Genomic DNA, 23,892 nt, shown 5'->3' with positions numbered 1-23,892 from the left:
GAAAAGCAACGCATATGGATTCGATTTCATAAAGAAAGAGTTTTCTTAAGATTTGTCATAATAAGTATATTTTTCATGATTCTGTTGTTAATTTCGTAATGTGGATGTAATAGGGGAGGGGATAAGTGAAACTTTAATCAGTGGGGTCTTACTGCTCGTTAATGCGGGATAAAAAAAGACCGCTGAGGAATCTCAGCAGTCTTTTTCATGTACATTACATTGAGAAGAAGATCCATACAGTTAAACCAACTGTTGCAGTTGCAACGAAGAAACTGTATATCATTGTAAGAATTTGAACTCTTCCTTCTCCTTCTTTTAAATGCATGAACATAATTAATTGTAACAACGCTTGCGCAACAGCCATTACGATAATAGTTGTTAAGATTGTTGAAAGTGGCAAGTTTGTATAAAGTGCCACGTATAACGCTAGAAACGTTAGTGCAAGCGATAAAATAAATCCGAAAACGTGTGACCAAGGGAATCCGCTATGCGCATGCCCGTTTGCTTGATTGTTATTTTGACCCATTTACGCCACCATCCCGTTCAAGTAAACTAGTGTGTAAATAAAGACCCAAACAAGATCAAGGAAATGCCAGTATAAGCTGATAATAAATACTTTACGAGCTGTAACTGGTGTTAAACCTCGTTTTAAAATTTGGATAATAACACAAATTGCCCAAATGATACCGCCTGTTACGTGGGCTCCGTGCGTTCCAAGAAGAACGAAGAATGCAGATAGGAAAGCACTTGTTTGAATTGTTGCGCCTTCACCGATGTACATAATGAACTCTTCGATTTCAAAGAATAGGAAACCTGCACCTAAAAGTAATGTAAGGATGAACCATCCAAGCATTGCTTTTTGGTTGTGCTTACGCATTTCGTGAATTACGATACCACATGTGAAACTACTTGTTAAAAGTAGTAATGTTTGAATTAAAAGCGTTTTAAGTTCAAACAGTTGCGCTGGGGTTGGGCCATCTGCCGTACGACCAGCAAGTACTAGATAAGAGGCGAAAAGTGTTGCGAACAGCATAATTTCAGCCCCAAGAAAAATCCAAAATCCTAGGATATTCAATCTGCTTTGCTCGGATTGATATTCCAAAGGTAAGCTTTTATCTAAAGCCGCCATATCATTTCACCTCTCATGCTATATGTTCTGTTTCTTTAATTTCATCAACGCTTACGTAGTAGCCATCATCATAATCGAATGAACGATAGATTAAGCAAGCTAAAATACCAACGCCACCGATTGCTGCAAGCCAGAACCAGCTAAATACTAATGCGAAACCTGCAAGACCGAAGAATAAAGACGCAATAATAGGCACACCAGAGTTACTTGGCATGTGAATTGGTTTGATATCTTCTGCTGCTGGTGTAACTGTTTCTCCGCGTTTTTTCATGTACCAGAAAGCATCAGCTTCTTTGATTTCAGGAAGTTTCGCGAAGTTGTAATGTTGTACAGGAGATTGAGTTGCCCATTCAAGTGTACGGCCATCCCATGGATCTCCAGTTGTGTCACGTTCACCGTGACGAGCACTCCAAATTACATTGTAACAAAGAATTAGGAAACCAATACCCATCATTACCGCACCAACAGATGCGATTTGGTTTAGCCATCCCCATCCAAGACTTTCAGAGTAAGTGTACATACGACGAGTCATACCGTCTAAACCTAAGAAGTACATTGGGAAGAAACAGATATTGAATCCGCTCATAAAGATCCAGAATGTCCATTTACCTAGGCGTTCGTTTAACATATGACCAGTCATTTTTGGATACCAGAATGTGAATCCAGCAAGCATAGCGAATACTGTACCTGCGATTAATACGTAGTGGAAGTGAGCAATTAGGAAGTAGCTGTTATGGTACTGATAATCAGCTGCTGCCATACCAAGCATAACCCCTGTAACCCCACCGACTACGAAGTTTGGAATAAATGCCAATGACCAAAGCATTGGAACTGTAAAACGAATACGTCCTTTATACAGTGTAAACAACCAGTTAAAGATCTTAACCCCGGTTGGAATCGAAATCGCCATTGTCGAAATCGAGAAGAATGAGTTAACCGCTGGACCTGCACCCATCGTGAAGAAGTGATGAAGCCATACGACGAAACTTAGTAAAGAAATTGCAACCATTGAGTATACCATCGCACTGTAACCGAATAGACGTTTACGTGAGAATGTACTAATGATTTCAGAGAAAATACCGAATGCCGGTAAAATAACGATATATACTTCAGGGTGACCCCATACCCAGAATAGGTTGGCCCATAACATTGGCATACCGCCGCTCGCCATCGTAAAGAAGTGAGCATCGAATAGACGGTCAAATGTCATTAATGCAAGAGCAACTGTTAATACTGGGAAAGCGAAAATAATGATAACTGTTGTAATTAAGATTGACCAAGTAAACATTGGCATTCTCATTAAAGTCATACCAGGTGTACGCATTTTTAAGATAGTAACAAGGAAGTTAATACCGGTCATTAGCGTACCGAGACCTGAAATCTGTAATGCAATTGCGTAGTAGTTATTTCCTACACCAGAAGTAAACTCTGTACCTGCCATTGGGAAGTAAGAAGTCCACCCAGCGTCTGGAGAACCACCGATTACGAAAGCGATGTTGAATAACATTGCTCCGACGAAGAATAACCAGAAACTTAAAGCATTTAAGAACGGATATGCAACGTCACGAGCACCAATTTGTAATGGTACTACAAGGTTCATTAATCCCATAACGAATGGCATCGCCATGAAAAGAATCATAACTGTACCGTGTGTTGTGAAGATTCCGTTATAGTGTTCAGCATTTAAATAAGTTGTTTCTGGGAATGTTAACTGTGCACGGATCATTAAACCGTCCATACCACCACGGAATAACATGATAACCGCAGAGATAATATACATGGCCCCAATCTTTTTATGGTCAACAGTTGTTAACCATTCGTCCCAAAGCCATTTCCATTTTTTATACTTTGTTAGTACGAAAATGATTGCTAATGTCACAAGAACGATAGAAGCGTCTGCACCGTAAATAATCGGGTCACCTGTGACAAAGAATTCATCAAGCTTCACTGTGTTCACTCCAATCTGTTGGAATAATAGCTATTATTTTTTGTTTTTGTAGTAGTTGTAATCACAATATTCAAGTGATTTTGGATCTACATAACTTAAGTGGTGACTAGAGAATGTCATACGACCAACTACACCAGGTTTAACAATTTCGTTGTACTTATCTTCTGTTAGTTTAGGAGCAGTTTGTTGTACTTCTTTAACCCACTTGTCATATTTCTCTTTAGTTTTTGCTTCAACTTCGAACTCCATATGTGTGAATCCTTCACCAGAGAAGTTCGCACTACGGCCTAGGTAAGAACCAGGCTTATCAGCTTGTAAATAAAGATCCATAATCATGCCATCCATAGTGTACTTCATACCACCAAGTTCTGGTACCCAGAAAGCATTCATTGGACCGACAGAAGTCAGTTTGAATTGAATTGGTACACCAGCTGGGATGTTTAAATAGTTAACGGTTTCAATTTTTTCCTCTGGGTAACTGAATAACCATTTCCAGTTTGCAGATGTAACATAAATCTCAACTGGTTTAATATGTTTGGACTCTGCCGGAACCTCTTCCGAAGCATACGTTGCTTTTACTGTTGGAATCGATAATGCGATAACAATAATAACAGGAACAAGCGTCCAAATAATTTCTAATAATGTGTTACCGTGTTGTTCAGGTGGCTCGTAGTCCATATTCTCTGGTTTTTCACGATAACGAATCAAGATGACTGTAAACAAGATGAATACAATTGCGATAATTAATGACATAAGCAAGAATGACCAAACAATTAAATCATACTGTGCTTTTGCAACAGGTCCTTGCGGATTTAATACTGCGAGTTTCTTATCACAGCCGCCGAGGAACAGAAGTAATGATAACGGAAGAAGCGAAGCCAGCTTCCAAAACGTTTTCTTTAGTTGCACGATTGAAAATCTCCTTTCTCCTTGGATTGAAACTATGCCAATAAAACAATATAAACCTATTAATTTATAGATGGCAATAGTTTTTGTGATATTGTTAAAAAATAGACACAAATGCACACTTTTTAAGGTGAATATCATTTGTAACTTGATAACATTGTAAACTATTTTCCAGTGAAAAACGTGATTGTGGAAATTTTAAGATAAATAAAGTTATACCAAGATATCCAAGAAATAGAAAAAAGCTATCTTATGATAAGAAAGATAGCTGAATATTTTGTATATTTAGTTTACTTCTTTTTTTAGATTTATTTGTTGTTCAAATGTGACAACTTTTTTATATTTTAATTGGTATAAAATGTAACAAAAAATCATAAATGGAATACCACAATAAAGAGCAATTCTCTGATCTGGAATGAAAGCTAAACTAACAAATGTAATGAAATTGAGTGAGAATGCTACGATTGGAACGATTGGATAAAGCGGTGTGCGATATTTTAAATCATTAATGTCCCCGCCGTTTTTTAAGAAATTTCTACGGAAGAAAAACTGTGAAGCTGCGATTGACATCCAAACTACGACAGCGGCCATAGCTGCAATAGATGTTAAAACTAAAAAGACAGTATCTGCCGCAAATATACTTGTTAATAGAGACAAACTTGCAAAAATTAGACTGAAAATTAATGCGTTTAGTGGCACTCCTTTTTTAGTTAACTTCGTAAAAGCTGGACTTGCCATTCCTTGTTTTGCCATCGCCCAAAGCATACGAGAATTTGCGTATAGACCAGAGTTGGCTACGGATAATACTGCTGTAATAATAACAAAGTTCATAATGTCAGCTGCATATGGAACACCAGCCACATCAAATACAAGTACAAATGGACTTTCGACTAGATTAGCCTCTTGCCATGGGAGTAAACCTACAACAACTGATATTGCTAGGACGAAGAAGAAGAGAGTTCGCCAAATGGTATTTTTAATCGCTTTTGGAATTGTTTTCTCAGGGTTTTCACTTTCTCCTGAAGCAATTCCGATTAATTCTGTTCCTTGGAAGGAGTAATTTACTGTAATCATCGTAAGAAGAACAGCTAATGCACCGTTTGGAAATAATCCGCCATTTTCAGTGAAATTGTGAAGCATTGGCGCTGGTTTTCCATTAAAGTCTAGTAGACCGAACATAACTGCACCACCGAGTACGATGAAAATAACAATGGTTGCGACTTTTACACTTGCGAACCAAAATTCGGCTTCTGCATATGCTTTTGCTGATAATGCGTTTACAAGAAAGAGTGCTGCTGCAAATGTAACACACCAAATCCACGAAGAAACGTCTGGAAACCAACGTTTCATTAAAATACTTACAGTTGTTAACTCTACCCCAACCGTAACAGCCCAATTTAACCAATACATCCAACCGACAACAAATCCAAAACCAGGTGAAATAAATTTGCTTGCATAGCTTTGGAATGAACCTGCTTCTGGCATAGCAACTGATAATTCACCAAGACATAACATCGTTAAATACATAACAAATCCACCGACTAAAAATGCAAGAATAGCACCACCAGGACCGGCGTTATGGACGATTTGACCAGATCCCATAAATAGGCCAGTTCCGATAACGCCACCAAGTGCAATCATAAATAGGTGTCTACTTTTCATTGTTCGTTTTAAATCTGTTTGTTCTACTTGTTGATTCATATGCCCCTCACCCCGTTATTTTCTTGTATGTATGAATTGATTTTCATTCCGAGTTTTTAATCATTAGTGGGGGATGTGACACATACTCGGCTTATTTATTATGAAATGAATGGAGTATGTAAAATGCGAACTATGACTAAATACTCTAAGAATGTTTTTATTAACAAGGTGATATCTTCACTATGTTAATTATTTTGATTTTAGCAAAAATATTCAGAAAAGTATATTGTTTTTTCTTTTTATTAAAAATAATTAGAATTTTATAACGATGGAAGTGTGAACAATAATTCATAGAATCTTTCTAGCAAACTAGTAAGAAGAAAGGTACAATGATAAGAGGTATGTCTGTAAAATAATAATTAATGGAGTTTTGTTTAAAATGAAAAAGTTAAAATATCTTTTTATTTTTGGAATTATATTTGCTGCCGCGTTTTTTATAGGGAAAGATAAAATTATACAAAAGGCGCAAGTGTTCCGTTTAGAGTTTTTATCTGAAATGAAAGAAGCGACTATGATTGAAAATGTTCCGTTTATAAAGCAGTTACCAGAATTACCTCGTGGATGTGAAGTTACAAGTTTGGCTATGTTGCTACAATACAAAGGTATACAAGTAGATAAGATGCAACTTGCTAGCGAAATTCATCGTGTTCCATTTGAACAAAATGGTTTACGTGGAAATCCTTATGAGGGGTTCGTTGGAAATATTTATACGAAGACAGAGCCAGGATATGGTGTATATAATCAACCCATTTTTAATTTAGCAGAAAAATATGCTCCTGAAAAAGTAGTTAATTTAACAGGTAGAGACGTGCAAGATATGTATAAAGTAGTTAGTTCCGGTTCGCCAGTATGGGTCATTATTAATACAACGTTTAAGCCACTAGCCGAGAGTAGTTTTGAAACATGGAATACAAGCTCTGGCGAAGTGAAAATTACATATTATGAACATAGTGTAGTAATAGTTGGGTATGATCAAAACTTTGTATATGTAAATGATCCACTTAAAAATAATCCGCGTTTTGCTGTTCCGCGAGCAGAGTTTGAGAAAGCTTGGGAGCAAATGGGGAAACAAGCGATTACTATTTTATAATACTGAAAAAGTCATCTTTTTGATGGCTTTTTATTTTTAAGTTATTATAACGGAAGATTCAGAAGATTCTTTTAAAAGTTAACGATTCACGCTATAATAACATTTAACTTGGTGAAGAAGGGGCGAAGAGAAATGGATGTTGCAAAGGAACTGGTTTTATCGAAAAATCAATTAATTGAGTGGAGAAGGCATTTTCATAAGTATCCAGAGTTATCTTTTCAAGAAGAAAAAACATCACAGTTTGTATTCGATATACTTCAAAAAATCCCATATTTAGAAGTGTCAAGACCTACTAAATATAGTGTAATGGCAAGGTTAATTGGTAAGCAACCTGGTAAAACCATCGCGGTTCGTGCTGACATGGACGCGCTTCCTATTCATGAAGAAAATGAGTTTGATTTTATTTCTACATATCCAGGTGTGATGCATGCATGTGGCCATGATGGACATATAGCGATATTACTTGGGGTCGTACATAAGTTAGTAGAAGAAAGAGAGAAGATTAAAGGAGAGATTCGTTTTCTCTTCCAACATGCAGAAGAAAACTTTCCTGGCGGTGCAGAGGAAATGGTTGCAGCGGGTGTAATGGAATGTGTGGATTATATTATTGGTGCTCACCTTTGGGCATCGTTAGAGGTTGGTAAAATAGGTGTAATTTATGGTCCTGCAATGGCAGCCCCAGATGTTTTTAAAATTACGATAGAAGGAAAAGGTGGACATGCTGGAATCCCTCATGAAACGGTTGATAGCATTGCAATCGGTACACAAGTTGTTTCGCAACTTCAGCACATTGTATCTCGCCTCACGAATCCATTAGATCCCCTTGTAGTATCTGTTACGCAATTTCATGCTGGGACAACCCATAATGTGATCCCAGAACAAGCGGAGATTGAAGGGACAGTGCGGAGTTTAAGACATGAGTTGCGAGAAGAAACAGAGAAAAGGATTGAACGAATTGTGAAGCATGTGACGGAATCTTACGGGGCGAAATATACATTTTCTTATGAATATGGATATCGACCAGTAGTAAATGATTATGAAGTTACAGAGATTATTGAGCAAACAGCATTACAGCTTTATGGAAGAGAGCAAGTGACTCGTTTACAGCCGACGATGGCTGGAGAAGATTTTTCAGCGTTTTTACAAAAGGCGCCAGGTACATTCTTTTTTATCGGAGCGGGAAATAACGAGAAAGGAATTATATATCCTCACCATCATCCTCGTTTTACGATTGATGAAGATGCATTACCGATTGGCGTGGAAGTCTTTGTATCATCCATTATGAATTTTATAAGTAAAGGAGAATGAGATGAAGAAAATACACGTATTAGCGCTTATTCCAGTTTTTTGTTTAGTTATTGGACCTGTATTTGCTAATTCAGTTACTCCTTACGTATTAGGGATGCCATTTTTATTGTTTTGGGTATTATTATCGGTGCTCATTACGTCTCTTTGTATGGGACTTGTGTACGTATTTGATCCTGCTAATAAGGGGGATGTAAAATGATCGCATTACTTATCATTATATTATTTTTGTTTCTTGCACTATTTTTAGGAATTCGGGCACAACATGGAAAAGATATGAATTTAGAGCAATGGTCAGTTGGTGGAAGAGGATTTGGCACTATTTTTGTTTTTCTTCTTATGGCAGGTGAAATTTATACGACGTTTACATTTTTAGGCGGAAGTGGATGGGCGTATAGTAAAGGAGCACCTACTTTCTATATTTTAGGTTATGGTGCACTAGCTTATATTTTATCTTACTTTTTATTGCCGCCAGTTTGGAAGTATGCGAAAGAGCATAATCTTGTTTCGCAGCCAGATTTTTTTGTGAAGAAATATAAGAGTCAGACACTTGGCATTATCGTTTCTGTCATTGGGGTTATTTCGATTATTCCATACCTTGTTTTACAGTTAAAAGGATTAGGAATTATCGTTTCGGAAGCATCTTACGGAAGGGTATCACCGGTTATTGCAGTGTGGATTGGTGCAATTGTTATAACGATATATGTAATGGTTTCAGGTATACACGGCTCTGCTTGGACAGCAGCTTTGAAGGATATTATGATACTGTTTATCGTTATGTTTTTAGGTATATATTTACCGTACCATTATTACGGGGGATTTCAGCCGATGTTTGAAGCGGTAGAAGCAGCGAAACCAGGATTTTTATCTTTACCTGATGAAGGGATGAGCATTTCTTGGTTTGTTTCTACTATTGTATTAACAGCTCTCGGTTTCTATATGTGGCCCCATACATTTGCTTCTGCTTTCTCTGCAAAAAATGAAAAAGTATTTAGGAAAAATGCGGCGATCATGCCCCTTTATTCTTTAGTATTGCTTTTCGTATTCTTTGCAGGTTTTGCTGCTATACTGCAAGTTCCAGGGTTAAAGGGAGGGGATGTAGACCTTTCGTTATTCCGTCTCGCTCTTCAAACATTTGATCCATGGTTTATTGGGATTATTGGTAGTGCAGGAGTATTAACAGCATTAGTTCCGGGTTCCATGCTTGTTATGGCGGCGTCTACTTTATTAGCAAAAAACATTTACCGAACAATGGTCCCATCTGCTTCAGATAGACAAGTTGCTAAAGTGGCAAAATTATTTGTGCCTGTAGTAACGATTGTAGCTGTTTTGTTCACTTTTAAAGGTGGAGAAACAATAGGGGCACTTCTTTTAATGGGATATAGTATAGTGACACAACTTTTCCCTGCACTTGTATGTAGTTTGTTTCCACGTCAAGTTATTACGAAGCAAGGGGCAATTGCAGGGATGGGGATTGGGTTGTTAGTGGTCGCATATATTACTTTATCTGGTTCAACTATAGCTACGATGTTTCCAGCTTTCCCTCAATATATAAAAGATTTAAATGTAGGTATAGTCGCATTGTTAATGAATATGATTGTGATGTTTATCGTTAGCGGGTTCACGAGAAATGTGTCTATAAAGACAGACAATATAATAGTAGAAAAGTAATCCGTGTGCTAGAGCTATCTTTGAAAAGAGATAGCTCTTTTTTGTATATATTTTCTTCTATTAGCGGAATCTAACTAAAAACTTGTTGAAAAGGAAGTTAGGTGGGGGAATTGTTAGAGTTAAAAGGTAACTTATTTGAAGTTATGAAAGAAATTAGGGATGAGTTAGGTTCGCCTAATGATTTAACAATTAGGGAAGTTGCCCTTGCTGGTAGTTTTACACGCTGTGCGGTTATTTTTTTATGTGGGTTAACAGATAAGGATAATGTTTATAAATATGTAGTTCGTACACTTCAATATGAAGAAGTACAAAAAGAAGAAGCTGTTGTTCAAACGTTATTGGATCGCTTTATTTCTATTGCGGAAGTTGGTAAGAAGACAACGTTTCCGGATATTATAAATGCGATTTTAGCGGGAGATACAGTTATATTAATTGATAATATTCCAACCGCTATCGTGATTAATAGTAGAGCGTGGGAAAAAAGAAGTTTAGAACCGCCGGTAACAGAAGATTTAATACGTGGACCGAGGATTGGGTTAAATGAAGATATTAACGTGAATAAAATGTTAATTCGCCGTACTTTACGTGACCCGAAGCTGAGGTTTCAATCTTATATTATGGGGAAGAGATCCCAAAAAGAAGTGACGTTAGTATATATAGAAGACATTATTAACCCTTACATTGTAAAAGAGTTAGATCGGCGTCTTCAATCAATAGAGACAGATGTCGTTTTTGAGACGGGTACGATTGAGCAATTAATTCAAGATAATAATTTGTCACCGTTCCCGCAGTTTTTGAATACGGAAAGGCCTGATAATATTGTGGCCTCATTAGCGAAAGGAAAGGCTGCTATTTTGGTGGATGGATCACCGTTTGCCCTTATAGCTCCGTTAGTATTCGTTGATATTTTTCAATCTGTGGAAGATCACTATGAGCGTTGGGTAATTGGGACTTTATTAAGAATTTTGCGGATGGGTTCTGGCATAGTTGCAGTTTTAATGCCAGCGATGTATGTAGCTCTCGTATCATATCACCAAGGACTTATCCCTTCTAAACTGGCTTATTCAATCGCTGGAGCCAGGGAAGGTGTTCCGTTTCCAGCCTATATAGAAACGTTAATGATGGCATTAACGATGGAGTTAATACGAGAAGCGGGAATTAGGTTGCCGAAACCGATGGGGCAAACAATTGGGATTGTAGGTGGTCTTGTAATCGGAGAAGCAGCGGTGAACGCAGGAATTGTAAATCCGTTTTTAGTTATCATTATTGCGGTTACAGCTATTGCTACATTTTCACTGCCTGTATATAGTATTACGATTACGTTTCGGATTTTACTTTTTGTCTTTGTTTTAGCGGCGACTGCTTTTGGTTTGTATGGAATTATTTTAGCTCTTATTGCACTTGCGGTTCATATTACGAATTTGAAGAGTGTCGGGGTGCCGTATACAACGCCTATCGCTCCTGCATTTTATAAAGATTGGAAAGAAGAACTTATTCGTATGCCAAAATCGATGTTGAAAGAGAGACCGGAATATTTACAAACGAAAGACGCTACATTACGTCCAAAGGAGCGAGAGTAATTGAAACCATTTGAGTATGGCGATGAAGAGATTGGATCTCGGGAAATTGGGTTTGCGGTATCTTCAACAATTATTGGTATAGGAGCATTGTCTATGCCAAGAGATATCGCTAACCAAACTTTATTTTCAGACGGTTGGATTATTTTGCTTCTGGGTGGATTGATATGTGCAGTTTTAGGTTGGTTTGTAACGAGGGTAGCTATTTTATTCCCGAAACAAAACTTTGTTCAATATACGAGTACGCATTTGACAAAGCCTGTTGCATACACAATTAGTAGCATTTTAGTATTAACGTTTGCTGCTTTGACAGCATATGAGTCACGAATGATTGCAATTATTTCACAAACATATTTATTTAGTGATACACCAATACAGCTACTCTCTTTCTTCTTCTTATTAGTTGTTATTTATGGAGTAGCAGGATCGAGAGCGGCTTTAGTAAGGTTAAATGTTCTATTCTTACCTATCGTGCTCATTGCGATAGTGTTGCTTTCTTTATTGAATATAAATTTAATGGAAATAAACAATTTACTACCAGCTTTTCAAACGAACGCAAGTCAATATGCTGTAGGAGTTAAAAACTCTATTTTCACATTTATCGGATTTGAGGTAGCTCTGTTTTATGCTGTGATGTTGAACGATAAGACAGCGAAAAAAGCGCCAATGGCAGTTGCAAAAGCAGTGATGGTAAATGTGCTGTCATACATTTTAATTTATGTAACTTGTATTAGCGTTTTTTCGTATATGACAACCCGTGGATTGACGTATCCAACAATTGAATTGGGTAAAGAAATTGAAATTGGTGGAGGTTTTTTAGAAAGATTTGATGCGATTTTTTTTACGACTTGGATTATTACTATTTATAACACTACAGCAATGTATTATGACGTCGCATCTTTATTGTTTTGTGCTATGTTTCCGAAAGTGAAGAAACATATTTTTATTTTCGTAAGTGCTCCTATTATTTTTATGGTGAATATGATACCGAGTAATTTAGATTCATTATCACATTACGGAACTTATTTAGCTTGGATAGATATGGGATTTGTTGTGTTAGCGCCTTTGCTCGTTTTAATTGTATATAAAATAAAAAGAAGGAATGGTGGAAATGAAACACCTTCTTAAATTTATAATGGTTATAGCTGTAGTTGGATTTATGAGTGGGTGTTCTGAGTTAGAGGAGATAGAAGAAAGGGGATTTGTAGTAGGTGCAGCCTATGATATTGTGAAAAAAAAGAAATCAAATCCAATTATGAAAGGGACGTATCAGATGGTACTTCCCAGTAAGTTAGCGCAGCAAGGTGGCCAAAGCGGTCGAGATAGTGAGAATTATATTAATGTTAGTGCGAAAGCAGATAGTGTCTTTGAGCAAATACGAATTATCTCTAAAAAAATTAGTCGCTCATTATTCTTTCCGCACATACAAGTGATAATTTTTTCTAAAGATTTATTAGCGAATCCATATGTTTTACAAAATACGTTAGATGTATATATTCGTGATCACGAGATGAGAAGAAATATTCGTTTGTTCGTTTCTAAGAAAAATGCAGAAGCTATTTTAAAGCAGAGTGCCAAGCCTGAGAACTTACCGGCGCAGTATATTGATATGTTAGCTGAGCATCCTCCGAAAAATGCTCAAATGATTGAAGCTGCAAGAATTGGTGAGGTACAGCAAAAAATGATTGCTAACCGAAGTTTCGTATTACCTATTCTAGAACTAACAAAGCAGGGGGTACAAATGAACGGGGCAGCGTTGTTTCGTGGAAAAGATAATAAGTGTGTAGGCAGTTTGAATGGAGAAGAAACATTAGGAATGAATTATGTAATAGGTAAAAAAATTGGAGGGTTCTTTACTATCCGTAAACAAGGTCAGCTTGTTACATACGAAATTCATAAGATGCGCCGAAAGATTAAAGTATCTACGGAAAATGCTACAAAACCGAAGTTTGATATCCATTTATCTTTGGAAGGGACTTTAGCAGAGTTACATTTTAGTGATCATAAACAAATTATGAATGAAAAGGGATTAAAGAAAACCATTGCGGAAGAAATGGAGAAGCGTATCCAAAAATCGATTAAGCTTGTTCAAAAAAAATATAAGGTAGATGTATTAGCGTTAGGAGAAGTATATAAGCGGCATAATTATAAAGAATGGAAGAAGATAGATAAGAATTGGGATCAAGGTGAAAATTACTTTAGTAATGCGGAGGTTACTGTTCATGTTCACCCGACAATTGAGCATTCAGGTTCCGCCTTACCGAAAAGAGTGAAATAAGGTGATGTAAGTTGTTTACTGGATTAGGGATTAGTTGCACGATATTAATGGCAGTTCTTCCGGGAGCCATATACTTTATTCATAAGAAACTCACAACGTATGGAGCACAGCCTTGGAATACTGATGCACAAAAAAAGAAACCTGAATGATTTCAGGTTTCTTTCGCGCAAAGCAAATGTGAAGGGGGATACCTTCTATGTATGCTTTGCTTATAAAAGCCCTAACCAATGTACCAATTGTGTAGAGAGGAATGTCACAACAATGGTGATAACGGTAGGGATTGCAAACGATAAGAATGTCCATTTTGCACTTTTTGTTTCTTTATATATGTTAACCAGTGTTGTTCCACATGGGAAATGAAGAAGTGAGAACAACATTGTGTTTAACGCTGTTAACCAAGTCCAGCCATTTTCTAAGAATAGATTTTTAATTTGGTTAAAATCATCTATTTCAGTTAAAGCTCCGGTTGATAAGTAAGACATTAATAAAATCGGGATAACAATTTCATTCGCTGGTAGTCCAAGAATGAACGCAGCTAAAATGAATCCATCAAGTCCTAACATTTTAGCGAATGGATCTAGGAAGTTTACAAAATACATAAGTAAGCTTGTGTCACCGATGAAAATATTAGCTAGTAACCAAGTTAATGCAGCCGCAGGGGCAGCTACAACGATAGCTCGTTTTAAAACATAAATTGATTTATCGAGTGTTGCACGTACAATTGTATTCCAAACTTTTGGCTTACGGTACGGTGGTAACTCAAGAGTGTAGTGAGTTGGCACACCTTTTAAAGCTGTTTTTGATAGTACCCAAGAAACAGTTAATGTCATAATAACACCAATTACAACCATTCCAACTACAACGCCAGCAGTAACTAATGTTTGCATACTACCTGTATAACCAGCAGCCATAAATAATGAAGCCATTAAAATTAACATAGGCCAGCGACCGTTACAAGGAACGAAGTTGTTTGTTAAGATTGCAAGCATACGTTCACGTGGTGATTCAATAATACGCGTTGACATAATAGCGGCTGCATTACAACCAAATCCCATTGCCATTGTTAAAGATTGTTTGCCATGTGCACCGGAACGTTTAAATAAGCGATCCATATTAAAAGCGACACGTGGTAAATATCCGTAGTTTTCTAATAGTGCGAACATAGGGAAAAAGATTGCCATAGGTGGCAACATAACGCTAATAACAGCACCGATACCACGGAATAAACCAAGTATTAAAATGCCATGTAGCCATTCGGGTGCATGTGCTGCCTGGAACCAAGATGTTAAATATCCTTCGGCCCATCCGAAAAACTCAGCAATCATATCAGATGGTACGTTAGCACCTGCAATTGTAAGATAAAAAATAATAGATAAAATACCGAGCATAATTGGAAATCCCCAGATTGGAGATGTGAAAATTTTATCTAGTTTTTCAGAACGATACAATTTATCAGTATTTGTATATTGAACAGACTCTTTACATATGCTTGCAGATGTTCGATAAATATCTCCGACAATATCATCTCGTATATCTTCTTTTGAGAGTGCTTGTGCATGTTGAATAATATAGTCTAATGGAAGAGCTTTACTGGCTGAGTGAGATTCCATTCATTACGACCTCCCTTACAAGTGGTTCATTATGGTGTTTTTGAAGTGTAGTTAAGAAATTTTTATCTCCATCTAATATACGTAACGCAATCCAACGTGCTGGATACGTATCACCGAACACTTTATAAATTTGTGGTTCTAATTCCTGAATCATATTTTCGATTTTTTCACTGTAAGAAATTTTAATTGGTGTTGGAATTAATTTTTTATTTGCTACTTTAGCGATAACACTTAGCAAATGCCCAATACCTACTCGGTTACGAGCAGAAATCTTAACTACAGGTACACCGAGCGATTTTGCTAATTTCTTTTCATCAATAACGATGCCTTTTTTCTCCGCTTCATCAATTAAATTAATACAAATGACTACATTGCTTGTCATTTCCATCACTTGGAGGGCTAAATTTAAATTTCTTTCCATTGCAGTTGCATCTATAACAACTACAGTTACTTCTGGTTTTTCAAATATAATATAATCTCTTGCTACTTCTTCATCCGCAGAATTTGAATATAGTGAGTAAGTTCCAGGTAAATCTATTAATGTATATTTACTTCCGTTATGTTCATATTCCCCTTCAGCTTTTAAAACAGTTTTTCCCGTCCAGTTTCCAGTGTGTTGTTTTAAGCCTGTTAAAGTGTTAAATAATGTACTTTTCCCGGTGTTCGGGTTGCCAGCTAAAGCAATACGATGTTTGCTCATCTGAAATCATCTCCTATTAATACCCCGAAAATAAGGGAACTTTCTTCCTTACGTAGTGCGATAGTTGTATTGCTTACTTGATAAGCGACCGGATCTCCAAGCGGACTGCGCTGTAATACTTTAATTGTTGCCCCAGGGATAAATCCTAAGTCTAATAAACGTCGTTTCATAGTTCCTTCTAATTGTATCTTCTCAATTTGTACAAACTCTCCTGTCTTAAACTCGGAAAGTGGTTTTGTATTAGCCGATACCATAAAAGTTACCTCATCTCTATATTGTTTGTTTAAGTTTAAAAAGTTTCCTTAGGTAAACTTTTTGTTAATAATATAGTAGACTACATTGGATGATGCTGTCAATTGGTACTTTAAAAATATTCATTTATTTTTAGAATTGTTCCAATTTATTTAGTTGTACTAAAAAATATTACTGAAATTCTGTTGAAGGTAAATAAAGTAAGAGTGTAAAAGTTAAAAGATACAATGTATTTGTAAATGTATTTTTAATTAAAAGGGGAAAAGAGCGAAAAACATTTACATTGAATTTACATTGTTAAGAATAAATTTACATTACTGCTTAATTAGTGTGGATTTTGTTGGGTTCTTTAACTATAAATGTTGGGATTCCTAGCTTTTAAGGGCTATTATCGTCATTTACTTAAAATTAAAAATTGCTTAACACTCACATAATATTGTTGTCCTACAATGAATTTGTGTTCGAAAGAAAATGAATTCGAAAAGTGAGAATCCAAATGGGGGTACAAGACATGGTTATGAAAAAAGGTATTAAATTTTCTTTAGCGGCTTTAGTGGTAGCAGGAGCGTTAGTTGGATGTGGGAAAGCAGATGATACAGCTAGTAAAGAAACTGCTAAAGGAAGCGATAATACAAAACAAGAATTATCAGGTACGATTGCAGCAGCTGGTTCTACAGCTCTTCTACCTCTTGCGGAGGAAGCTGGAAAGAAATTCATGGAGAAAAATTCAAAAGTTTCTATTCAAGTGCAAGGTGGCGGTAGTGGAACTGGGATTAACCAAGTAGCATCGGGTGCAGTACAAATTGGTAATTCAGATGTTCCATCAGGGGATAAAATAAAAGATGCTGAAAAAGCGAAAGAATTAGTAGATAACAAGGTTGCGGGTATTGCATTCGCGCTTGTCGTAAATAAAGATGTAAAAGTTGATAACTTAACAGTGCAACAAGTACAAGATATCTTCACTGGGAAAGTAACAAACTGGAAAGAGGTAGGCGGGAAAGATGAAAAAATCAACGTAATTAACCGTCCAGCTTCATCTGGTACACGTGCTACATTTGAAAAGACAGTTATGAAAGAAGCGAAAATTAACGATGGAACTGGTACAACACAAGATTCTAACGGTGCAGTAGAGCAAGCGATCAATTCTACTCCAGGTTCAGTAAGTTATTTAGCAATGTCTTACATGGTTGGCGATAAAAAAGGTGCGCTACAAACAGTGAAAATTGATGGTTCTGAACCAAAAGTTGAAAACATTTCGTCTGGTAAATATCCATTCTGGTCTTACGAGTACATGGTAACAAAAGGTGAAGCGAAAGAAGCAACGAAAGCTTACATTGATTATGTAAAAGGCAAAGACTTTGAAAAGCAAGTAGAAGATATGGGTTACATCCCAATGTCTAAATTAAATAAGTAATAAATTTTTATGGGGCTGGCTGCAAGGCCAGTCCTGTTCATTTCAATCTATGAAGTGGGGTCTGACCTGTGATGAAGGGGAAAAAACAAATTAATTACGTAAAAAGTGAATATATAGGAAGATCGCTTGTTACGTTTTGTGGTATTTTTATTGTTTTAATTACATTAGCTATTATTGCTTTTATTTGCGGTAAAGGTATTCAATCTTTTACACAAAGTGGTATCTCATTTACTGAGATGTTAACATCGACAAAATGGAATCCAAATGCTGACGAAGGAACCTTCGGGGCTTTGATTTTTATTGTAGGTTCAACGGTGGTTTCGTTAGGTGCGGTTATTATTAGTGCGCCAATTGCTATAGCTCTTGCTATATTCATGAATTTAATTTCGCCAAAGTTTGGAAATAAAGTATTGAAGCCCGTTTTAGAATTATTAGTTGGTATTCCTTCGGTTGTATACGGATTATTAGGGGTTACGATTTTAGTGCCACTATTACGTGATTCGTTCGGGGGAGTGGGATTTAGTCTAATTGCGGGTATTGTTGTATTAAGTATTATGATTTTACCTACTATTGCTAGTATCGCTTCTGATGCAATACGCTCTGTTCCATTTGATTATTTAGAAGCTTCTTATGGTCTAGGATCGACGAAATGGCAAGCGGTTAGCCGAGTGATTGTTCCTGCTGCGAAAAAAGGGATTTTAACAGGTGTTGTTTTAGGTTTAGCGCGTGCTTTTGGTGAAGCATTAGCGGTTCAAATGGTAATCGGGAACACAATTAAATTACCAGAAGGAATATATAGCCCGACAGCGACGTTAACTGGTATTTTGACAATGGACATGACAAATACATTAAACGGAACTGCTTGGAATAATGCGCTATGGACTTTAGCGATGATTTTACTTGTTATTTCATTCCTGTTTATTTTAGTAATTCGAGCGATTGGGCAAAGAGGTGAGCGATAATAATGAATGCAAGAACGGTAAATAAAATTTGGACAGGTATCTTTTATGCAGTTGCAGCTTTAGTTGTAGCTCTGCTAGTATTCTTAGTGTTTGAAATTCTGCAAAAGGGATGGGGATTTTGGGATCCTGATTTCTTGTTTGGAGAACCAAGTAATACAAGAGCTGGTGGTGGGATTGGTCCACAGTTATTCAATTCCTTCTACATGCTTGTTATAACGCTTGTTATATCTATTCCTCTTGGGTTAGGGGCTGGAATATATTTAGCAGAGTACGCAAAACAAGGGCGCTTTTTAAATTTTGTTCGTTTATGTATTGAGACAATGGCGTCGTTACCTTCGATTGTTGTTGGTTTATTCGGTTTGTTAGTGTTCGTTACCATGACAGGTTGGGGATACACAGTAATGGGCGGTGCTCTTGCTTTAACTATTTTAAACTTACCAGGTTTAACACGTGTTTGTGAAAATGCGATTTCAGAAGTGCCTCATAATGTAAAAGAGGCAAGTCTTGGATTAGGTGCAACGAAATGGCAAACAATTGCTCGTATCATTATTCCGTCGTCATTACCGCAAATTATTACAGGTATTATTTTAGCGGCAGGTCGTATATTTGGTGAAGCGGCAGCGTTAATTTACACAGCGGGTTTAACATCCCCGATTTTAAATTCAGCAGCGGACTTCTCAAGTCCTGCCCATCCTCTAAATCCATTTAGACCAGCTGAAACGTTAGCGGTTCACATTTGGAAGTTAAATTCTGAAGGAGTTATTCCGGATGCAAAGTTGATTGCGACAAAATCTGCAGCTGTATTAATTATTATGGTATTACTATTCAATGTTATTTCGCGCTTGGTAGCATCTATATTGCATAAGCGTTTTACAGGAACGAAAAGAAAAAGTAAAACGACGAAGAAGGTAAAAGCAGCATAAAATACAAAAAGAACTCTCTACTTATAAGTAGAGAGTTCTTTTTGTATTTTAATATAGAAGGAATGGATGTAATGATTGTTGAATTTGTAATTGATTATATAGATGAATAGGTACAGATGAGAGGAGAAGTTAATTTGTTTTTTCTACAAATGTCAGGTTTTCCTGGATCGGGAAAATCGACAGTTTCTAAGTATATAGCGAAGTTAACAGGTGCTGTAATTGTAGATCATGACGTTTTGAAATCGGCATTGTTACAATCATTAGAAATGAAAGGGATTGAATCGACAATTGTTGGAGGAGTATCATACGATATTGAATGGGCATTGATTGATTCTTATTTAGAACAAGGGCATAGTGTTATATTGGATAGTCCGTGTCTATATGAAGGGATGGTTGAAAAAGGAATGAAATTGTCTAATAAACATGGTGTAAAATATAAATATATCGAATGTTACCTTAATGATATGGAAGAGATTAATCATAGGCTGCAAACACGTAAACGTATGGCCGGTCAGATTGGAAAAGTGGATTCGGAAGTAGCTTTTAAAAAGTGGTTAGATGGTAGTAAGAGACCTTCGAATACTGAATATCTTATTGTAGATTCTGATAAACCTCTAGAGCGATATGCTCAAAAAATGATGGATTATATGAGTAGGTAGAGAAAAGCGTTATCTTCATTCATGAAGATAACGCTTTTCTTTTAAATATCAGGTGTTTCTGTGGAAGTGCTTATTTTTCTACGAGAGCGTCTTTTTCTTCCGATTTTACCTAATAGTTCATACATAACTGGAACGACTACTAATGTAAGAACGGTTGAGACTGCTAAACCACCGATGACAACGACGGCAAGACTTTTTGATACCATGCTTCCTGCTTGCGATTGACCAAATAGGAGAGGGAGCATAGCGACGATTGTTGTTATAGCTGTCATAATGATTGGACGTAATCTAGTGGATCCCGCTTCTAGTAAGGCATCTCTTGTTTCCATTCCGTGTTCCCGATTTTGTTGCACTCTTTCTATTAATACAATCGCGTTTGTAACGACAATCCCGATTAACATTAATGCGCCGATCAAGGAATTTACATCAACGGGTGTTCCTGAAATGATTAATCCTAAAATACCGCCAACAGCAGCTAATGGTAAGGAGAACAAAATTGCAAAAGGAGCGCGCGCCTGTCCGAAGGTGATAACCATAATTAAATATACAATCCCGATTGCAATCCCCATAATTTTGAATAAATCTGTGAAGTTCTCTTGCATAGATTCAGTTGCACCTGCAATAGTTACTTTTGCGCCGCTAGGTAAGTCTAAGTTAGCTATCGTTTCGTTTACTTCTGCGCTTACTTTACTTAAATCTTCATTTGAGGCCTCGGCAGTAATTTGAATCGTTTCTTTTCCGTCTTTATGGAAGACTTCTGTTTGAAGTTTCTTTTCTGAAATAGTTGCAATGTCTTTTAAAGGAATTGGTCCATTGATAGGTGATAGTATGTTTGTGTTTAAAATGTCTTCTTGTTTAGTGATGTTTTCTTTTTTGTGTTCTATTATAATAGTTGTTTTTTCATTATTGATTGAAACTTCACCAATAGGTGATTTCTTCATAAGGAATGCTACTTGTTGTGCTGCTAATTCTGGTGTTAAGCCTAGTTGTTCGGCCTTTGTTTGATCAACATGGATTTGCCATTCTTTCTTAGAGTCTTCTAAATTTGTTTTTACTTTAGAGAGAGCAGCCATATCTTTTAGTTTTGTTTCGACGATAGTAGCAGCCTCTTTTAAATTCGTTTCGTTAGTTGCTGTTACGTTAAATTGCAAATTGTTGCCACCACCAGAGCTTGAATAACTCGTTTTTATATAATCTAGTTCAGCAGGCTCAAAAGCTTTATGTTCTTTCTTTAACTCTTTAATATATTGATCAATATCAGAGCCTTTCTTGAAGACTACAAATATACTGGCAAGATTATTTTTTGTCGTTTGCCCCCATTGTGCATCTTCTGCGCTAGATCCCATTCGTAAAATAACATCTGTTACATCCGAATTAGAAAGTAATTTCTTTTCGAAATCGAAGGCTTTTTGTTTTTGTGTTTCAGGAGCGTAATCAGCTGGGAAAGTCATATTAATAGATAACATTGTGTCGTCTTCAGATTTTATGTTCGCTTTCGGTAGTAATACATAGGCTGCAATCGATCCTGCGAATAATAAAAAAGCAGTAAGTAAAATAATGAATTTATGCGAAAGAGCCCACTTTAATGTAGCGACATATCGTGGTGAAGAACTTGGCTTTTTGTGCTTTGTTTTTTTGAGTAGTAAAAAAGCCATAAGTGGAACAACTGTTAGTGCAACGATTAAGGATGATAGTATAGAATATACAACTGCTAATACCATAGGTAACATTAATTTTCCGATTACTCCTGATACGAGGCCGATAGGTAAGAAAACAGCGACTGTTGTTAAAGTAGAAGAAGTAATTGCGACGGCGACCTCTTTCGTTGCATCGAGAATAATATCTTTAGAGAAAGATTCTTTTTGTAAACGACGGAAAATATTCTCGATGACAACGATACTATCATCAACGAGACGTCCAACTGCAACTGCTAAACCACCGAGCGTTAAGGTGTTAAGTGTGATGTTAGATTGGTGTAGTAAAAAGAGTGTTAATAAAATAGATAATGGAATACTGACAACGGCGATGAGTGTCGTTCGGAAGTTACGCAAAAAGATTAAGATAATTAGAGTTGCAGCAATTGCTCCAAGAATTACTTCTTTGCCCATACTAGTAACAGCATTTTCAACTTGCTCATGAGTTGAGGCTAAAAGTTTAATAGAAAACTGATCTTTATATTGTTTACTTATATCTTTGATTTTCTTATCGATTTCCTTTCCGATTGCAACTGCATTTTTACTTGGCTCTTTCATGATGATTAATCCGGTTCCTTCTTCTCCGTTTATATGCGAGATTGTATCGTAGTGTTGTTTAAGTTCAATTTGAGCAACATCTTGCAATTTTACTTGAGGTGCAACGGTTATGTTTTTAATATCATCTACATTTTTTATATCCCCAATGACACGAAGGTTATATTCTTCTTTATTAACGGTAATTGCTCCAGCTGGAGTAGAAGTTTCTTTTCCTTGTAAAACTTTTAATATTTGTTCTGTTGTTACGTTTTTATCTTTTAATTGGTTTGGGTCTAGTATGATAGATAATTCAGAGGCTGATTTTCCGAAAAACATAACGTTGGCAACACCATCAATGCTTTCGAGCTGTGGTACTATTTCTTTTTCGATTTGTTTTTCATCTGCTTTTGAAAATCCGTTTTGCTTCTGGATAGCAATTTGAGCGAGTGGAATCATAGAAGTATTTAATTGGCTAACTATGGGTTTAGTTGCATCTTTAGGTAATTTAATTGTGTTAATGGCCTTTTCAACTTCGCGTGCTGCGTCTTTCATGTTTGCTTTGGATGTATACGCGATATCGATACGTGATAACCCCTCGTGCGTAGAAGAGGTGATGCTGTCGATGTGTTCTAAATTGCGAAATTGTTTTTCGAGGGGATCAGTTACTTCTTTTGTCATCGCTTCAGCGTCGAGTCCTTGAGATAAGGTTGTGACAGTGACTGCTGGATTATCGATGCTTGGTAAAAATTCCATAGGTAATTTAGATCCGGAATAAACGCCAAGTACGGAAATGAGAAAAACCATGATGATAACAGCGGCGCGGTTTTTTAATGAAAACTTTGTTAACCTATCCATAAAGTAATTCCTCCATTGGTTTATTTATAGTTGAGTACGTCCTTCCTTACTATATAACAAAAAATGGATATTTTTCATTAATTAAATGTAAAAAAATTCTAACAATAATCTTAAGTTAATGTTTTTGTTGGAATTTCGTTATTTATTCCGCTATTCGCCGAGCGATAAGACTATTACCTAATCGAGCTGTCTGTAAACAACCGATTCGTTCAATTAATAGTTTGTGTGGAGGAACAAAACTAAAAATCGGCATGTTTGCTTTATGTAGGAAGTGGTGAATCTATTTTTTTAGTTTGGATTGATTTGTTTTTTATATTGTTAGTCTATAGAGAAGTAAATGATCAGGGCTTTAATATAGAAGAGAATGAAAATCTAGGAAGGGGTTATGAAATACAGTTTGGTTTACTAGAGTGTATTGGTATACAATTTAAATAGCTGTTTTCCATAGATGGGAGGAGGTGTCTCTATATAGAAGAAAGTAGGATGGATATTTTTTTGTGTTTTTTTAAAAAAACACTTGTTATTTAAAAATCATGATGGTATATTAATAAACGTCGCTGACGCGGAAACGCAGAAAACGACAAAAAAGAAATTTTAAAACGTAGTTGACATCGAAAAATGAAGATGTTAATATGATGAAGTCGCTTCTGAAGTGGCAGACAAGTTCTTTGAAAACTGAAC

Annotated in this window: 21 protein-coding genes; 12 read left to right on the top strand and 9 right to left on the bottom strand. The window is 36.4% G+C overall.

Features of this window, described 5'->3' with window-relative positions:
* Nucleotides 1-214: 214 nt before the first annotated feature.
* From qoxD to DM800_RS25665, 5 genes are all read right to left on the bottom strand, one after another.
* The gene (gene qoxD, locus DM800_RS25685) at nt 215-526 is read right to left on the bottom strand and encodes a cytochrome aa3 quinol oxidase subunit IV (protein ID WP_000531382.1); all 312 of its coding nucleotides are present in this window, start codon (nt 524-526) and stop codon (nt 215-217) included.
* Nucleotides 527-1,129: a cytochrome aa3 quinol oxidase subunit III gene (gene qoxC / locus DM800_RS25680; protein ID WP_000729313.1), complete on the bottom strand. Its 603-nt coding sequence runs from the start codon at nt 1,127-1,129 to the stop codon at nt 527-529.
* Between the two features lie 13 nt (nt 1,130-1,142).
* Nucleotides 1,143-3,077 carry a cytochrome aa3 quinol oxidase subunit I gene (gene qoxB, locus DM800_RS25675; RefSeq protein ID WP_000762383.1) on the bottom strand — a complete coding sequence of 645 codons (1,935 nt, stop codon included), beginning with the start codon at nt 3,075-3,077 and terminating at the stop codon, nt 1,143-1,145.
* Between the two features lie 33 nt (nt 3,078-3,110).
* Complete coding sequence (locus DM800_RS25670) at nt 3,111-3,986, bottom strand: cytochrome aa3 quinol oxidase subunit II (protein WP_046957295.1); 876 nt, start codon at nt 3,984-3,986, stop codon at nt 3,111-3,113.
* Nucleotides 3,987-4,268: 282 nt separating this feature from the next.
* Nucleotides 4,269-5,684 carry an amino acid permease gene (locus DM800_RS25665; RefSeq protein WP_001076072.1) on the bottom strand — a complete coding sequence of 472 codons (1,416 nt, stop codon included), beginning with the start codon at nt 5,682-5,684 and terminating at the stop codon, nt 4,269-4,271.
* Nucleotides 5,685-6,063: 379 nt separating this feature from the next.
* Here DM800_RS25665 and DM800_RS25660 point away from each other — a divergent pair, with 379 nt between their 5' ends.
* The 8 genes from DM800_RS25660 (at nt 6,064) to DM800_RS29390 (ending at nt 13,754) form a co-directional block, all read left to right on the top strand.
* Complete coding sequence (locus DM800_RS25660; protein ID WP_087983283.1) at nt 6,064-6,774, top strand: C39 family peptidase; 711 nt, start codon at nt 6,064-6,066, stop codon at nt 6,772-6,774.
* 132 nt (nt 6,775-6,906) lie between these two features.
* Nucleotides 6,907-8,082: an amidohydrolase gene (locus DM800_RS25655; RefSeq protein WP_088061931.1), complete on the top strand. Its 1,176-nt coding sequence runs from the start codon at nt 6,907-6,909 to the stop codon at nt 8,080-8,082.
* Between the two features lies 1 nt (nt 8,083).
* A complete protein-coding gene (locus DM800_RS25650) occupies nt 8,084-8,281 on the top strand; it encodes a DUF3311 domain-containing protein (protein WP_087983279.1) in 198 nt (65 codons plus the stop codon).
* Nucleotides 8,278-9,750: a sodium:solute symporter family protein gene (locus DM800_RS25645; protein WP_147787911.1), complete on the top strand. Its 1,473-nt coding sequence runs from the start codon at nt 8,278-8,280 to the stop codon at nt 9,748-9,750. Before DM800_RS25650 ends, DM800_RS25645 begins: the two co-directional genes overlap by 4 nt.
* Nucleotides 9,751-9,851: 101 nt before the next feature.
* A complete protein-coding gene (gene gerLA, locus DM800_RS25640; protein ID WP_098190730.1) occupies nt 9,852-11,330 on the top strand; it encodes a spore germination protein GerLA in 1,479 nt (492 codons plus the stop codon).
* Nucleotides 11,331-12,455 (top strand): spore germination protein GerLB, encoded by a 1,125-nt coding sequence (gerLB, locus tag DM800_RS25635; protein ID WP_088121306.1) that lies wholly within the window; start codon nt 11,331-11,333, stop codon nt 12,453-12,455.
* Nucleotides 12,439-13,605, top strand: coding sequence for a Ger(x)C family spore germination protein (locus DM800_RS25630; RefSeq protein ID WP_141542837.1), 1,167 nt, complete (start codon nt 12,439-12,441; stop codon nt 13,603-13,605). The genes gerLB and DM800_RS25630 overlap by 17 nt, the downstream gene beginning before the upstream one ends.
* An 11-nt stretch (nt 13,606-13,616) precedes the next feature.
* Complete coding sequence (locus tag DM800_RS29390; protein WP_000493989.1) at nt 13,617-13,754, top strand: hypothetical protein; 138 nt, start codon at nt 13,617-13,619, stop codon at nt 13,752-13,754.
* Nucleotides 13,755-13,814: 60 nt separating this feature from the next.
* Here the strand turns inward: DM800_RS29390 and DM800_RS25625 are convergent, their stop codons facing one another.
* From DM800_RS25625 to DM800_RS25615, 3 genes are read right to left on the bottom strand one after another with little or no spacing between them, the layout of a single operon-like run.
* Entirely contained in the window at nt 13,815-15,215 is a 1,401-nt protein-coding gene (locus DM800_RS25625) for a nucleoside recognition domain-containing protein (protein WP_147787910.1), read from the bottom strand.
* Nucleotides 15,193-15,915 carry a FeoB small GTPase domain-containing protein gene (locus DM800_RS25620; protein WP_046953769.1) on the bottom strand — a complete coding sequence of 241 codons (723 nt, stop codon included), beginning with the start codon at nt 15,913-15,915 and terminating at the stop codon, nt 15,193-15,195. The genes DM800_RS25625 and DM800_RS25620 overlap by 23 nt, the downstream gene beginning before the upstream one ends.
* Nucleotides 15,912-16,169, bottom strand: a complete 258-nt coding sequence (locus DM800_RS25615) for a FeoA family protein (RefSeq protein WP_000252989.1) — start codon at nt 16,167-16,169, stop codon at nt 15,912-15,914. The genes DM800_RS25620 and DM800_RS25615 overlap by 4 nt, the downstream gene beginning before the upstream one ends.
* Before the next feature lie 509 nt (nt 16,170-16,678).
* Between DM800_RS25615 and DM800_RS25610 the strand changes: the two genes are divergently transcribed.
* From DM800_RS25610 to DM800_RS25595, 4 genes are all read left to right on the top strand, one after another.
* Complete coding sequence (locus DM800_RS25610; RefSeq protein ID WP_000245097.1) at nt 16,679-17,581, top strand: phosphate ABC transporter substrate-binding protein PstS family protein; 903 nt, start codon at nt 16,679-16,681, stop codon at nt 17,579-17,581.
* A gap of 71 nt (nt 17,582-17,652) precedes the next feature.
* Nucleotides 17,653-18,543, top strand: a complete 891-nt coding sequence (pstC, locus tag DM800_RS25605; RefSeq protein ID WP_000676675.1) for a phosphate ABC transporter permease subunit PstC — start codon at nt 17,653-17,655, stop codon at nt 18,541-18,543.
* A 2-nt stretch (nt 18,544-18,545) separates the two neighbouring features.
* Complete coding sequence (gene pstA / locus DM800_RS25600) at nt 18,546-19,466, top strand: phosphate ABC transporter permease PstA (protein WP_048562942.1); 921 nt, start codon at nt 18,546-18,548, stop codon at nt 19,464-19,466.
* 134 nt (nt 19,467-19,600) lie between these two features.
* Complete coding sequence (locus DM800_RS25595) at nt 19,601-20,125, top strand: P-loop nucleotide/nucleoside kinase family protein (RefSeq protein ID WP_147787909.1); 525 nt, start codon at nt 19,601-19,603, stop codon at nt 20,123-20,125.
* 41 nt (nt 20,126-20,166) lie between these two features.
* Here DM800_RS25595 and DM800_RS25590 read toward each other — a convergent pair whose 3' ends face one another.
* The gene (locus tag DM800_RS25590; RefSeq protein WP_147787908.1) at nt 20,167-23,211 is read right to left on the bottom strand and encodes an efflux RND transporter permease subunit; all 3,045 of its coding nucleotides are present in this window, start codon (nt 23,209-23,211) and stop codon (nt 20,167-20,169) included.
* Nucleotides 23,212-23,892 lie beyond the last annotated feature (681 nt).

It is taken from the genome of Bacillus sp. AY18-3 (assembly GCF_008042305.1).
GTDB classification, from domain to species: domain Bacteria; phylum Bacillota; class Bacilli; order Bacillales; family Bacillaceae_G; genus Bacillus_A; species Bacillus_A wiedmannii.
The sequence above is the reverse complement of the archived record's forward strand: the minus strand, read 5'-3'. Positions and strand labels throughout refer to the sequence as shown.